This window comes from Amycolatopsis sp. VC5-11, assembly GCF_037034185.1.
Classification (GTDB): domain Bacteria; phylum Actinomycetota; class Actinomycetes; order Mycobacteriales; family Pseudonocardiaceae; genus Amycolatopsis; species Amycolatopsis nivea.
The window spans coordinates 162574-177093 of record NZ_JBAGKF010000014.1 but is presented as its reverse complement, the minus strand read 5'-3'; the positions used below and the strand labels follow the sequence as shown (position 1 = coordinate 177093).

The following is a 14520-nucleotide window of genomic DNA, read 5'->3' as shown; positions in this document are numbered from 1 at the left end:
GGTCTGTCATCCGTTTCTCCCGTAGTCAGTTGTCGGACCGAGCCGCACGCACTTCCTGCGCTCGGCGGTGCGAGCGGGCCGCGTTCTCGCGTGGTTGGCGAGGCTGCGCACCGCCTGGCTGCTTCCCGGAGGCCTGCCGATCGGCTCCCTCCGCGTCGATCAGGGCAGAGATGTCAGCCGCCGCCCGTTCCCCGGCGACGACCGCGCCCTCCATCGAGCCGGGCCACGCCGGAGACGCCTCCGAACCGGCGAAGTGCAACCGCCCGGCCGGTGCGGCGTAGCCCGGCCCGCAGGTGGTGAGCAGCCCGGGCGACCAGATCGGGATGCAGCCGGACGTCCAGCGCTCCTCGGTCCAGTTCATCTCGTGGTACTCGTCGGGGCGCAGCGCCTGGTCGCCGAAAGCACGGGCCAGGCCGGCGAGGACTGCCTCGCGACGCTGCTCGGGGTCGCCAGGCATGGGATCGGGCAGATCCGCGCTGATCCCGCCATCGGCGCGCGCGAAGCCGACGAGTGCACCCTGCCGTTCCTCCGGCGGAGTGTCGTCCCAGGTCAGCATCAACGGTCCGGCATCGCTCATGCTCGCGCCGCTCAGTCCCTGACGACGCCAGAACGGTTCCGGATAGGTCACATGGACCTTGTAGGCGTGCGCCATCGACATCCGCTCGCCGATGGTCCGCTGGGGAAGCGGCAACTGCGGATCGATCTGGATGCCGGCCCGGTCCGGAGGGCTCATCGCGAGGACTACGCGGCGTGCGCGATGGGTGCCGGCCGGCGTGTCGACCTCCACCCCGTCGTCGTACTGGCGGATCGCCAGGATCGGGGAACCCAAGGCGACCCGGTCGCCGAGGTCCGCGGCCATCCGGTGGCTCAGCTCGGCCGACCCGCCGGCGAACGAACGCTCGGCGCCGCCGGACAACGACGCGAGAAGCGTCTCCACCCCGCCGATCAGGTTCAAGTGACGGACGACGAACAGCAAGGACAGGTCGCCCGGACGCGATCCCAGCGTCAACGCGCCGATGATCGCCCAGAGCGTGCGCGCTGTCGCCGTCTTGGTGCTGCGCCGGACCCAGGACTCGAAAGTGAGCGCGTCCAGCTTCTCTGCCTCTGGCGTCGCCAGCGCGTCGGCGCGGGGAGCGCGTTTGCACAGCCGGCCCAGCCGGACCAGGGACTGCGCGAAGTCCGCTGATCCGAGCGGGTCGGCGATCCACGGCATCGATCCGTCGAACTTGAGCACGCGACCGCGGCGCTCGAACACCGCTTTGCCGCGCTCGTTGTGCGGCCAAGTCGGCACGCCGAGTTCTTCTCCCAGCGCGATGAGCCTCGTGTACTCAGGCCCGACCAGCTGTCCGCCTTCCTCGGCGAACCGCCCGTTCCCGAGCTGGTGGACCTTGGTGCGCCCGCCGACCCGGTCACGAGCTTCGAGCACTCGAAGGGACGTGACGCCCGCCTGGCTGAGACGACGCGCCGCAACGAGCCCGGACAGACCGGCCCCGACCACGATGACGTCGACCGTAGCGTTCTCGCGTTCCATGAATTCCTCGCTCTGCACCCAGACCTTCTGTCGCCGTTCACTGTCGTGACCGGGGTCACCCCGGCACTACGGCAACACCCACCGGCTGCGGCTCGGCGGTGGTGCACTGTTCACCAGGGCCGTCGGGCAACCAGACACCGCCGGGCAGAACGGGCACCGGCCATCCGCGTGATCGATTCGGCGCGCTCTGATAGTCACTGCGGCCGGGAGCAGAAGCAGCCAGGGCCGCCGAAACCTCGGCGTCGTATGAGCACCGGCCACACGGTCAGCCCCAGGAACAAGCCGCGGCTCGGGCAGACGGTCCGCCATCGCACCGACACAGCCGACCAGCGTTGAACCCCGGCACAAGGGGCTGCCAGCAACATTCCGCAACATCTCCGGCTGCCCCAGCTACACAGAACCCCCGACCCGGCGATGTGCCCGGAATGTGCTCCGGAGCCGACGCAGAGCCCGGTACAGAACGTCATCAATGGTCATTCGCGCATCCCCAAAACCGCGCTCGACCTGCATAATTGATACAGTTAGAAACAATTTCGAATTTACCGAAACTCAACTTTAATCCGCAGCCCTGGGTTCGAGCCCCAAACAATCGACTCCGATGAACGTGCCGTGGAACCGCATACTCAGGTCGTCCGCGAGGTCTACACCGGCGGCATTTCGCCAGACGCGGTGAAAAGCACTTCTCGTGCCGACAACTGCTGGCCAGTCAGCAGCACATTGCGGCACCCCGGTCGCTGAGATTGCGGGCGTACGCGACGAAGACACTCGCGCGCTGCGGGACGGCCGGAGCGGCGCAGTCACGCGTCTCGTACGTCCAGCCTTCGTCGGTCAGCCGCACGCATGCGGAGTGGTCAGCGGGCGAGCCAGGGAGCGAGCAACTTCTCCAGATCAGCATCCGACAACGCCCGCGGACCCCCGTGAAACTCGTGCCACCGCGAAGCATCCCGCGCCGCCGTGTAGTCCACCTCGAACGCCCGCATCAGCACGTACATGAACGTCACCGAACTGAACCGCTCACCCAGCAACGTCCGCGCCTCGCGCGCCACCTCAGTAGCGCCACGACCCACCACATCGGCGAGCCGCAGCTCCTCCGCAGCCGGCTCCAACAGGCTGGGGGCATACATCACGACAAACACTCCATCATCGAATGAACAAACTCAGCCTTCAGCAGCCAACTGGCCACACGCAGCAGCAATGTCCTGGCCCCGGGTGTCCCGCACGGTGCACGCAACACCGCCCGCGTTCACCAAGCGCACGAACTCCCGCTCCACCGGCTTCGGCGACGCATCCCACTTGCTGCCCGGCGTCGGATTCAACGGAATGACATTGACATGCACCAACTGGCCCAAATGCTTCCGCAGCCGCTTCGCCAGCAGCTCCGCCCGCCACGGCTGGTCATTGATATCCCGGATCAACGCATACTCGATCGACACCCGCCGACCAGACGTGTCCGCGTAATACCGGGCGGCCGAAAGCACTTCGTCGATCGACCAGCGATTGTTCACCGGCACCAGCGTGTCCCGCAGCTCGTCATCCGGCGTGTGCAGTGACACCGCCAACCGCACCTGCATCCGCTCGTCCGCCAGCTTCCGAATTGCCGGAGCCAAACCCACCGTCGACACCGTCACCGAACGCTGACCGATCCCCAAGCCGGAAGGCGCAGGTTCGGTGATCCTCCGTACCGCGTTGACTACCCTCCGATAATTAGCAAGAGGTTCACCCATTCCTACCCATTTACAACACCGGAACAACCCGCGTTCACCCAGCTCAAGTGCGCAAAATCTCTTCGATGTGCAGCGTGTCACAGCTACTCCGCCCCGGTTGCCTTACGACCTTCGACTGGTCCGAGCCGACCCTCACTGGGTGGGCCTCGCCCTCGGCGGCGCAAGCAAGACTTCCGCTTCCAAAGCGCTGACGAAGAACAACTCTGTTGCCCGATATGTCGACACTTTCCTGGGTTTCGCGAGCTGAATCTGCTGATGAGGGGCCGGGCCGCCAATGGCGCAGCGTTCCCCCGACCCAATCGCCACAGTCGGCTGGCGTTTACAAGCTCCGCCGGCCCGGCCTCGAGGCAAAGCTAGTCAAGAATGACAAGCCGGAGACTGCGACGCACGCCAGCTGATCGGCCACTACCTGCTGCCGGCCGAGAAGACCCGGGACATCCACCTCGTCTACCGGGTAACGCCTGGTCAGGTTCGTTCTGGATGGGCTAAGTCCACTGACCCGACGGCGAGGAACTAGTCAACGGGCAGACGGGTAAGCAGTCAGAGCACCCAATGGCACCAGGGTTCGCCTCTAAGTTCTTGACATCGGCCGACCTCCGTGAGGGCGACGGTGATCTTTTGTCGCCGCTGCAGCTCTGAACAGCGGCTTTGCGCCCACCACGTGACGGACAACCTCAACGAACACCCGACCAGGCACGTGCCCAGGTTCATAATCCACTCGCCAGACAACAGCGCTCGCTCGCCGCAACCCCCGACAAAAGGAAACAGCTGGTCGCGGGCCAGATGGGCACGTCTCACTGTGTACCTTGACCTTCAGGACAGCAGCCGACCGGCAGTACCCGGCCGCCTCACTCGAACCTTCTGAGCAGCACTTTTGCGCAATGACCGCCCGCGCGTCACCGAACCACGCAGGTAAAACGCCGAGCCCCAGATCGTGCGAGTACCCGCATACCACCTGACCAGCGGAAACGACTCCCCGTCGCCGGACAATGCCGATACAGCAAGGAATCGCAGGCAACACGAGCGCGCGCACTCCCCGGGACCAGCAAAAACGGTAGCGAGATACGAAGAAGGACCGCCTGAACAGGCGTTTTAGTGCGCGCGATGCACCGAAACCATCGGTTTGGACGTAGATTTGGCCCTGCCGGCCGAGAAATAAACGCTGCTGGTCAGAGCCCCATGGCCGTGCTCACCGCACCCACGAACCAAACTCGTCACTTCAGGGTCTGGGTGAGCTCCAGCTTCGACCCTGACCCCATTTGAACAGCGAAAACGACACTCTGGCCACCGCGAGCAACACCCAATCGACCACAGGCAGCGTTCCCACCCAGGTCAGCCGGCGTTCACCGCCAGCCATCGCAGATACTGTGCCGCAAGTCACAGGCCCGAGGGTTGGTTTCCATTTCCGTCGGGCTGTTCGCGGTGGCCAAGATGATGGGACATCCCGGCGTGCCACCCCTGCGAATTCGAATTCGCAGGCGGGCGGCCTAGGCCATCTCCCCCTTCCGTTGCAAGGAGCTGTCGTGCCTGTCCTGCTTCCTCAGACCCGTCTCCGCCCGCGTCGTACCTGCGGCACTCTCGCCGCTTACCTCGGATTGGCGTGGTTCCTCGCGCTCGCAGCCTTTGTGGTTGCGCTCCTCTCTTTGGGGCAACCGTTGCCGGCGACGCTCGGTGCCGCCGTTGCCGTCACTGCAGTCTCATCGAGGCGACACCCGCTCACGACGAACTCGGCCATCCGCCGCACACTCGAAGCCGCGCTGACTTCGTCTGCCGGAGTTCAGCGATGACACCCGGCGACGCCCACCTCGCAGCCGCGGAAATCCACGAACGACTCGTCGCTCTGCACCACGCACGCTTCCCAGAGCTAGGTCACCTCACCGACGGCACGATGGCTGCCGTGATGGCCGCAGAAACAGGAATCGACGTCGACACGATGAAAGTCCTGCTTTACCCGGAGTCGCGCCTGGCTACATGGGCCCGGTACGAAGCGGTGCTCACCGCACTCGAAGCCACCCCGGACACCACCCGATGGTTTGCGCGTGCCCACCACGACCTCGCCGAGACGGTTCTGGCATGGCGGCCCCCGCCTCCAGACATCGCCGACATCACCACACCCGCCGAGTTCATGGCAGCCCTACACCGGATGCTGAAGACACCTCAGCCGATTTCCATCGTCGCTTTGGCCCGGCAGATGGCCAGCCGAGACAGTCACAACACCTGGCGGCGAACAGCACTGAGCAACATCCTCAACGCGGACACCGTGCCACCGGCGAGCAAACATGCATCGGTCCGAAACCTGCTCTCGACACTGTGCGCGAACGCCCAACGCCCTCCAGCACACGTCGACTACCTCTTCGACACGTGGCTACGCCTGCAACCGGACACCGTCAGACCAAGACCCGCCGCCTTCACTCCCCTACGGCAACCGCCACAGCCGCAGATGCCGACACGACCTCTGGCACCGGACCGGGACCGGGACCGGGGCCGGGCCCGGGACCGGGGCCGGGCCCGGTCAGAATGCAACAACCGCGTCGAGCAGGACAAACCACGAGCGCGTGCCGCGGCCACGCTGGTCATCGCGAGCATGGTCGTCGCCATCGTCATCGCCCTGCTCGTAGCTGCGTTATAAGGCCAATCCGGGAAACTGCGGCGGCCGCAGCCCTGCCCCTCAGGACCACCCCGCAGCTTGGCGTACTGCACGACAGACGAACGGTACTGCCATACCGGCTGCTGGCTTCCCACGGGATCGACGCCGGCAGTCGGCCATCGACCACGAGCGTCGGCTGCGTCCATGCCGTGACCGCCCGTACACGGCGACAACGCCCATCCGCCTACGGTTCGATGAAGTTGATCGGCCTGATTGTCATCGCGTAACGTCGTTGAAGCTCCCGCAATCCGCCTTCCAGAGCGATAGCCAGGTTGCCGTTACTGCGCAGATCCGCCAATCGAGAGAAGACCTTCTCGGCCAAATCACCGAGCGCCCACAAGTTCACCCACGTCGCGTTGCTAAGCCTACAATGCGAAATATCGCCATTCCAGTACCGAGAGGGCAGCCTCACGACGGAACCATCGCCACTAGGAGCTGTGAGCATGAAGTGGTGAGTCCGCAATTCTCGGACCCTTGCGGACCCCATCGTCGGCACGTTCACCAACGAGTAGTCATGGACAAACGAGCACCGCAAAGCGTAGAGCGCCTCACGCTCGCCTTCGTCAAGCTCGGGAGCGAAGTATCTCAGCGCCCTGATAAATGACTGTCCGGCAAGCTCCGCAACGTTGCGCGGACGATAAGCGCTCCCGACTTGGTCGAAGAACGTCATATACCCGACGGCACCCAGCCATCGACCTGCCGCGTCATGCTCACCAGGCCTGACTCGCCCGGTCTCCACCTCTCGTCCAGTGACTATCCGAGCATCACGCAGCAGCGCAACGAGGCAAGACACCCAATGAGCGTCCCCGACCGGCTCGCGGTATTCGAGAAACGCCGCTAGCGTCTCGTCCTCACTCTGAGGCACGTTGCTCATACCGCTAAGTCGCACGCGGCCGCCACCCGTTACGACATCGACCAACCGATCCGCGCGACACGTCGCAAGAAAGTATCAACAGCGCGTACCGCGATTAGGGTTTGATTCACGGAACGACCGTCGATGACATAGCAGTCAAGGTCATCGCACAGCTACTAGCTGCCCTTCGCCACAGCCTCGGCCAGCATCCCCCGTACAACACGATCAAGTATTCGCAAGTCACCGCCAGTCTGCAAACGAGCCGCGGCGCGCATCACCGCATCGTCATCAAGCCCCTCCACCCAGGTCCGAATCACCTTTGGGTCGACGGACTCGGGATGAAGCGCAAGCACTTCCGGGAGGCTTTGGCGAGCAACCGCAGCCTGTATGCGCCACTCCGAACGCTCGAACGCCGTCTTCTCAGAGGCCGAGGACAGCGCACTGCGGAAATCTTCGTGGCCGACCGTGGTGTCCAGGCCTGCAGGCAACGGGCTTACGTCGCGCGTTCCTGCGATCAGGTACGGTATTGCCGTCGTGCGAACCCACTCCTCGATCCAGCCCAACTCCTTCATCACGATGTGCCATGCGCCGGTATGAGGCCGTTGGATCGACACCTCAGGCCAGACCGATGCAGATACCTTCTTGCCCAATGGCATCGTTGCGAGAATTTCTCCGGCCTGGATCGGGCCGCCGTCCATTATTGTCACGTCCGGGTCGGGGGTATCGAGTTTGAACGCGCCCAGCCGCACTGCCGCGACGGCAGGTGTGCGGTGTTTAGCCAGGTTGGTGTGCTCAGCTAGAACGCGCATCGGGTGGCTGTCGACATCAGCGAGCTGGTAGGGCTGGAGAAGGCGAAGCCGGTGCACCAGTGGCTCGCCGTCGCGCAAGGATGCAAGAGTACGACGACGACCGTGGTCGAGCCAGCCAACGAACTTCTCTTCGCTGATCACGGCCGGCATCTCGATCGCCCGAGCTTCTTCGTCCGTGAGCGTTCGTCCGAGCAGATATTCGACCTCGGCGAAGATCGTATACTCGATCACCGCCCGCAATTGAGTCATCGCGTCTGCAGCGTACCGTGCCACTGCAGCCGGCAACGGCGCGACGGCTTTCACCTTGGCTTGGACGACATCGCCGTCGAAACCATGCTCGAAAGCGAACGGTCCCCGATCGTAGTAGTCGTACAGCGCATCACCCGCGCACGCGATCAGTGCGTTGACGTGTGCGAGCGTGTAAGCCGCATGGGCCTGGTGATCAGGCAGCCACGAGTAGTTTCTCTGCCGGGTGATCACTCCGGCAGAGTATGCCTCTTTCCACGGTCGCGTCTGCCGACTTTCCAAGCACTTGACAAAAGAGTCAGCACCCGCAATCGCGTCCCAGATCAACATGTTCCACTAGAAGCATGTGGACTATTTTTGTTCTGGTCGGCGCTACCGCCTCTTGCTGACCCGCTCGCACCGCGAAGGTAAGTTGGCAGAAACAGTAACGCCCTCCCGAACGACTACCTGATCATGACGTCCGCCGAAAAAGTTTCGCTGCCGCTGGAGCTGCCCGCTGACGTTGCCGAACGGATGGCCGAGGAGCTTCCGCTCAGCGCGAAGATCATCAATTGCGTGCGCACCGCGGCGGCCCTCATTGAACAGGCCGTCGTCGAGGACCGAGGACTGCGGCTGGCGGAAAGCGCCGGCTACAACCTTCGAGAGGCGTTCGAAGCAGTCGTCGCGGAGCAAAAGCCAGCTGACGGTCGCGGTCTGCATACGATCCTTGAGGTCTGGGGGCGTTACCGGGACGCGCCCGAGTCCGAACGGGCAACCGCACTCGACGCCCTGGAGCAAGAGCTTCGAGCGGTCGCGGAGCAACGGCGGCAAGACTCGTACCACACAGCGCGGCTGGTGACCTTCTTGCGCAGGAGAACAGGGCTCGACCCGCTGCCCGATCTCGACCCCACCAGCGACTACGAGAAGCTACGAGGGCAAGCGAACCAAGGCCTGCACAAGGACATGAACCTCGCCGAGGTCATCGAGTTGTACGACCTCAGCATCGCGTGGTTCATCCGAATGTTCACTCCCCCGGACCAAATCGTGCGCGCACTCCGGGCACTGGCCGCCGAGCCGTGGCAGGGCCCTTCTCAGCTCGTGCGTTTGCGGGGACTGGCCAACGACGCTCACCACCTGCGGTTGTTCGTCTCCGTGCTAACCGACGGCGCCTGGCTGAAACCGCTCCATGACGCGGCCCTGATTCAGCTGCCCGAACCGGAGATGCCCTGGCCGGTCGTCGGACTGCTCGACGGGCTCGGCAAGACCGATCCAGACGCCGTGGCCGACGTACTGCGATGTCTGCTCAAGGACGTGAACAAATCAGATCCGTCGTGGCGGTGGGGGCAGCGGTTCGAACTCCTGCGCATCGCCTCGCAGATCGGCGCAGCCGGCCACGACCTTGTGGCAGCGATCATGGACCGTCACCCCGACGACCGCGGGGCGATTCGCGCGCTCGCGGTCGGCGTCGTGAAGACGGCCGATCCCACGGCGAGTGTCGTCGACCGGGTTGCCGACCGGGTTCTGTCCGCTGGCCCGCACGACCGCGACCGCTACTACTACACCGCCGTCCTCGAACAGCTCACCGCGGGGATGACCGAAGTCAACGCCGCCGAGCGCATCCGCCTGCTGACAATCAAAGTTCGCAAGCTCGCAGAGCACTCCGAGATGAAGTTCATCGTCCTGGACAATGCGAGGCTCACCAGCAGCCTCGGCGACAACCACGACTTCGTCTCCATCCTCACCCACTACTTCGCCGCGGCACTGACCCGCTGCCGCGCGCTCGGCGTGGCCACTTCCGAGCTGCGCCGATCAACCGACACGATTCCCGGCGAGATCGGGGAACGCGTCACATCGCGGGTCCTCGCCGACGCCGACGACGTCCCAGTGCAAGATCAGATCAAGCACATCGCCGCACGCCTGGCCTCGTCGAGCATCACCGGCGACGACAAAGACCTGGTGGACGCCATCCTCGCCCGAGCCCCAGATCCAGCCCTCCTCACGGCATGGCGTGACGCTCTCGGCGACCCGCCGACATCCCCCGAACCGGCATCCGGCCGGATGCCTCGCGCCTGGGCACGAGTCTGGAGCTGGTCAGCAGCATTGCCCGACAGCGTCCTCATCGGCTGGCAGCCCGCCATAAAGCAGGTCGCCGAAAAGTACGGCCCTCCTAACGCAGCCGAATTCGACACGCGGATCAGCTCCTCAGGCTTCCTCGTCGAACGTTCCGCCTACAGCACAGACCAGCTCGCCGAACTGCCCGTACTTGAGGCAGCGCAACTGGTTGCCCAATGGCGGCCCGACAACGCACGCGACAGCCAGATGCACGGAGCACGTGAACTCGCACGGACACTCGAGGTCACGGTGAAGAACGCCATCACCGCATGGATCCAGGACCCGGCCGAGATCGCCGCCGCGCTGCGGGAACCGCTCTACGTACTGCACTACTTCTACGCGCTCACCGCGAAGGCCAGTGACGCGGCACCGCAGACACCTTCGATTCTCGACGCAGCGCACCGGGTGCGAACTGCCCGGCAAACGCCGACCATCCTCGGTCACGACGCCTTCGACTACGAACTCGACTGGAGCAACGTCGACCACGCAAGCATCGAACTCGCCCAAGCACTAGCCAACGCCGGCGGCGACCTCTCCGCGCACCTCGACACCGCCTGGGCTTGGGCGCGCGAATCTGTCGACCTCACACCCGATTCCACCGAGACCGAACCCTCGACCGCGGACACCAACACGGTACGGCAAGCCATGAGCACGGCCTCCGGACGAGCACTTCTCGCGATCATCGCGTTCGCGGCCTGGGAGCACCCGCGCATCGAGACGGTGCGGGCAGATTTTCCTTTGCTGCTCGATGAAGTCTTGACCGTTGACGGCACGAGGGGAGCCGAATACCGAGCAGCGCTGGCCATCCGCAGACCAGTCCTGGAAACTCTCGTCCCTGACTGGCTCACAACCAACGCGATGATCCTGTTCGGGAACAATGCCGCGGGCTCCGCCACGTTCGACATCACGCTCCAGCACGCACGCCCAACCCCCTGGCTGCGCAGCACGTTGCGCGAACGCCTGGTCTCCGCGGCCAACAGCGGCAGCGAGCCGGCGATCACCTCGCTGCTTGGCGCAGTCTTGGACCACAGCCCCGATTACACGATCGACACCGTCCTCGCAGCATTGCAAGGCAATACCGCAAACCTCTCAACAGCAAACGAGACGATGGCGTTTCTCGTGCAACCATGCGACCCGGACGATCCGCGCCTTCAGCTTGCGTCTGACTTCTGGCGAGCGCTGATCGCCGCGGACCGGAAAACTGTTCCTGCCGAGGTGCTGTCCTCATCCGGCAGGTGGGCATTCGTGACCGGTCTCGACGACGAGGTCTGGTCGGCACTGACCCTGCAAGTGCTCGACACAACTGCTGGCCGCATCGACCTCGTCACCGAGGTCGCCGATCGCTGCAAGAGCGCAGCCGCAACCCAATTCGCCAGCCGGATACTTCTGTTGCTGCTCGGTCAAGGAGAGCCATGGGAACAGCACTACGTGGCCCAAGCAGCGATCAAGGCTCTGCCAACTCTCGTCGCCCACAGCGACCGGAGCGCCCACAGGCTGCGTACCCGTCTCATCGATCTCGGCTACCACGCAGCGGAAAACATTCCGCCGCCACCCGCCGACGGCAACACGTCCAACGACTAGCTCTTCCGAAGCTCGCTACCAGGCAAAACGATCCACTACGCGCTCGTGCTGAGAACCTCTGCTCGGCGAAGACGGAGGCATCCGCCCCACCTGCATGACCTTGGACAGTCGTCCCAAAACATCTTTACGTGAAACACGATCGAGAAAGAGACCAGTATGCCTGGCCGTGTGCCCTGGGAACGTTACAGCGGAGATGACGTCGAAGCCGCAATCGTGATGCTGCTGCTGCGGCAGCATCGCCGCGGCCAGCGAATCCGCCCTTCCCAAGGTGACGGCGGCATCGACGTGCTGGTCCCGCACAGCTCGAACCGGTGGGAGGTCTTCCAGGTCAAGAAGTTCGCCACCACACGCGACAACTCGCACGAACGGCAAATCACCAAATCGTGGAACCGCCTGCTTTCCTACACGCAGGAGAAGAACATCCACGTGACGGCCTGGCATGTCGTGCGCCCTCTCGATCCCACCCACGGCGACCGTGAATGGCTCGCTGAACTCACCAAAGACTCCGGCATCCCCGCCGACTGGATCGGCCTGACCACCGTCGACAACTGGGCGGCCGACTATCCTCAGGTGATCGACTACTGGTTTCGCGACGGCCAGGAGTACGTCAACCGCACGGCCCTCACGCTGGCGAAGGCCCTCAACGCATCTGACGCCACAGCCTCATCGACGGTACTCCGGCCGAGCACGGCTCTCACCACCATCCAGAGCATCGCCGACGCGCTGAACAACGCCGACCCGCACTACGCCTACCGCCTATCAGCCGGGCCAGCACCTGACGACGCCATCACCATCATGACGCCGCCCCGGGACGCGGCGTTCTCCGCGATCCTCATCGACGGCAACACCATGTCCCAGCTCGACATCATCGAGCGCTACAACGGGGCACGGCTGGACCGGCCACTGCCCGTCGATCTCAGAGTGACGATCACGCCCAACAGCGACGACACCCGGCAGCAGCTCGACGACTTTTTGGCTTACGGCATCCCGTTCCGCGACGTACCCGCCGACGTAGCTGCTGCGCAACTGCCAGGCGGTCTCACTTTTTCTGACACAGCAAGTATTTCCGTGTCAGTTGTCACCAGCTCAGAGCCTAAGCCGTTCGATCTTCGCGTGCTGGACGAGAACGGCGACCTCATCGCCACAATGAAGCTGTTGATGGACAAGCCAACCGACGGGATCGACGGCACCGGCCGAGTCGCCTGGACCGGGCAGGACGTCTCAGGCGTCATCGCTTTCACTTTCCGCATCAACTCCAGCGACCGCACCGTGCAGCTGCAGATGATCCTCCAGGACATCTCAGGTGCCGACCCCGCAGCCGCCGCTGACTCCCTCGCCGCCGCGCAAGCGCTCCGAAGCGGAAACCGCGCCAGGATCGGCATTCCCGGCGGTCCCGCGTCGCTCTCGCTCGACACGCTCACCGATAACCTTCTCATCGGCGACACCCAGGACGATGTACTACAGCGACTCGCGATCTGCTCCGCCCTGCGGACACTGCAGGCCAAGATTCCCCGGCCACTCACCGTTCCCGACATGTCCACCGTGACCGAGTGCGAGGTGGTTGACTGGCTGCACGCCGCGACTATTCTCGAAGGCGGCCGGGTTATCAGCAGCTGGTCCAGCCTCACAGTCAGCAAACAAGAAACGGCACAAGCTCTCACGTTACCCTGCTGGATCGCCCTGATTGCACACCTGACAGTGTCGATCGACGGCACCAACTGGAACGTTGGCCACGTGCAACAGGCATTTATCGCCGAACACCTCACGTCCGCAGACGACGGACGTTACATCCTGACTCCCGGCGAAGACACAAAGCTGATCCTCGAGCCTGCACCCGGGACTGACGAAGAGAACGAATCAAAAATCGGCCAACTCCACGCCGCACCCCTGCCACAGCCCTGACCCTCAACCGCTCACCCGGGGCGGGGCCACATACTCGATGTACAGCGGGAACGCGAACAGCATCTCGAACGGGTGGTCGCGCGCGGACGGTGCCACGTGCGTGACGCAAGCACAGCCTGCCATCCACGCCGGCCAACGTTCGGCCGGGCGGTCTCCGGCCGAGGAGTTGGTAAACGCTGCGACCACTGCTGTGGCTGTCGCGGAGGCCAACCAGACACGGTCCACCCAGATGAACCTGACGGACGGGTTCGAGCAGTCCGACGGAGAAGAGCTCGCACGTTCCAATGGCAGACGCCGGGGCCTTCACGGATCGCGTGATGCTCCCGGGCACAACGGGCTAGTCCGAAGAAACTTGTCTGCGCTCGAGCGCTTCGATCATTTCCGCGCGGGCCGTCTGCTCCCGGACTGCGTCAAGTGATTCGACAAGCTCCAAGCCACCCTCTGCAGGCATATCACCGAATAGATCATGCTGACTGGCTCGAACTGCCATAAAAATTTCATCGTGCAAATCGGGAATTATCGAAAGCTTCCGGTAGACAGGATGCTTTACCCGCCACGGAAGCGGGCCAGTGACCGGAAGCACGCGCCGGAACCTCCTGAGAAGGCTCTCATTCTTAGAAACGGTCAACAATGTTGATCTACGACAAAGTTCGGTCACTTCGCTTTCGATGGTTTGACGAAAAGCTCGAAGGTTCGCTTCCGGCTCCTCGAACCAGTCGAAAAGTGATTTGATCACCTCATCGGCGGATTGCTCGGACTCCAGTCGCCGTCGATATTCGGCCCATAGCAGGGCTTCCCATTCCGGCTCGCCTCCAGCCTGCGTAGCCCAGCGGAGCCTTGTGGCGACCATGTACTCCCGCAGCAAGTCGAGCAAGCCAAGGCAGAGACTGAACCTCGTAGCTTTGTCCAGTTCGTCGTCGTCGAGAATTTTTCCCGCGCAGTGGTATCCGACCTCGCTTGAGGTGAGCCACTCGCTGTCGCCGCTGTCGAGCACGTGAAGCCAGCGGCCATCTGCGTTCTCGAAGAACGAGTTGCGCTCCAGCCATGCGAGCACGGCTGCGAGTTGGGACGATGCGTGGTTCATGACGATCGAGTTCTTCCGTTCGCGTTCGCTGCCAACGACTCCCCTGAGCATG

General features: G+C 63.8%; 8 protein-coding genes and 1 pseudogene. 3 read left to right on the top strand and 6 right to left on the bottom strand.

Annotated features, from left to right (window positions below):
• Window positions 1-25: 25 nt before the first annotated feature.
• The 3 genes and pseudogenes from WA670_RS32725 to WA670_RS32715 form a co-directional block, all read right to left on the bottom strand.
• Window positions 26-1549 (bottom strand): flavin monoamine oxidase family protein, encoded by a 1524-nt coding sequence (locus WA670_RS32725; RefSeq protein WP_336160093.1) that lies wholly within the window; start codon window positions 1547-1549, stop codon window positions 26-28.
• 833 nt (window positions 1550-2382) lie between these two features.
• The gene (locus WA670_RS32720) at window positions 2383-2658 is read right to left on the bottom strand and encodes a hypothetical protein (RefSeq protein WP_312872254.1); all 276 of its coding nucleotides are present in this window, start codon (window positions 2656-2658) and stop codon (window positions 2383-2385) included.
• Between the two features lie 30 nt (window positions 2659-2688).
• Window positions 2689-3264 (bottom strand): annotated as a pseudogene (locus WA670_RS32715) (radical SAM protein); the annotation flags it as partial.
• A gap of 1774 nt (window positions 3265-5038) precedes the next feature.
• Here WA670_RS32715 and WA670_RS32710 point away from each other — a divergent pair.
• Entirely contained in the window at window positions 5039-5884 is an 846-nt protein-coding gene (locus tag WA670_RS32710; protein WP_336160090.1) for a hypothetical protein, read from the top strand.
• A 202-nt stretch (window positions 5885-6086) separates the two neighbouring features.
• On the opposite strand, the gene WA670_RS32705 is transcribed toward WA670_RS32710, so the two are convergent.
• Together WA670_RS32705 and WA670_RS32700 are read right to left on the bottom strand one after the other, a co-directional pair.
• A complete protein-coding gene (locus WA670_RS32705) occupies window positions 6087-6572 on the bottom strand; it encodes a hypothetical protein (RefSeq protein ID WP_336160088.1) in 486 nt (161 codons plus the stop codon).
• Window positions 6573-6931: 359 nt separating this feature from the next.
• Window positions 6932-8044 (bottom strand): hypothetical protein, encoded by a 1113-nt coding sequence (locus tag WA670_RS32700; RefSeq protein WP_336160086.1) that lies wholly within the window; start codon window positions 8042-8044, stop codon window positions 6932-6934.
• A 219-nt stretch (window positions 8045-8263) separates the two neighbouring features.
• Here WA670_RS32700 and WA670_RS32695 point away from each other — a divergent pair, with 219 nt between their 5' ends.
• The gene (locus WA670_RS32695) at window positions 8264-11482 is read left to right on the top strand and encodes a hypothetical protein (RefSeq protein ID WP_336160084.1); all 3219 of its coding nucleotides are present in this window, start codon (window positions 8264-8266) and stop codon (window positions 11480-11482) included.
• A gap of 156 nt (window positions 11483-11638) precedes the next feature.
• The gene (locus WA670_RS32690; protein ID WP_336160082.1) at window positions 11639-13384 is read left to right on the top strand and encodes a hypothetical protein; all 1746 of its coding nucleotides are present in this window, start codon (window positions 11639-11641) and stop codon (window positions 13382-13384) included.
• 337 nt (window positions 13385-13721) lie between these two features.
• Here the strand turns inward: WA670_RS32690 and WA670_RS32685 are convergent, their stop codons facing one another.
• Window positions 13722-14519, bottom strand: a complete 798-nt coding sequence (locus WA670_RS32685) for a hypothetical protein (RefSeq protein WP_336160081.1) — start codon at window positions 14517-14519, stop codon at window positions 13722-13724.
• Window position 14520 lies beyond the last annotated feature (1 nt).

Coding starts and splice junctions, on each gene's coding strand:
- WA670_RS32690 (WP_336160082.1), top strand. CDS start 11,639: ATGCCTGGCCGTGTGCCCTGGGAACGTTACAGCGGAGATGACGTCGAA.
- WA670_RS32695 (WP_336160084.1), top strand. CDS start 8,264: ATGACGTCCGCCGAAAAAGTTTCGCTGCCGCTGGAGCTGCCCGCTGAC.
- WA670_RS32685 (WP_336160081.1), bottom strand. CDS start 14,519: ATGCTCAGGGGAGTCGTTGGCAGCGAACGCGAACGGAAGAACTCGATC.
- WA670_RS32705 (WP_336160088.1), bottom strand. CDS start 6,572: ATGACGTTCTTCGACCAAGTCGGGAGCGCTTATCGTCCGCGCAACGTT.
- WA670_RS32710 (WP_336160090.1), top strand. CDS start 5,039: ATGACACCCGGCGACGCCCACCTCGCAGCCGCGGAAATCCACGAACGA.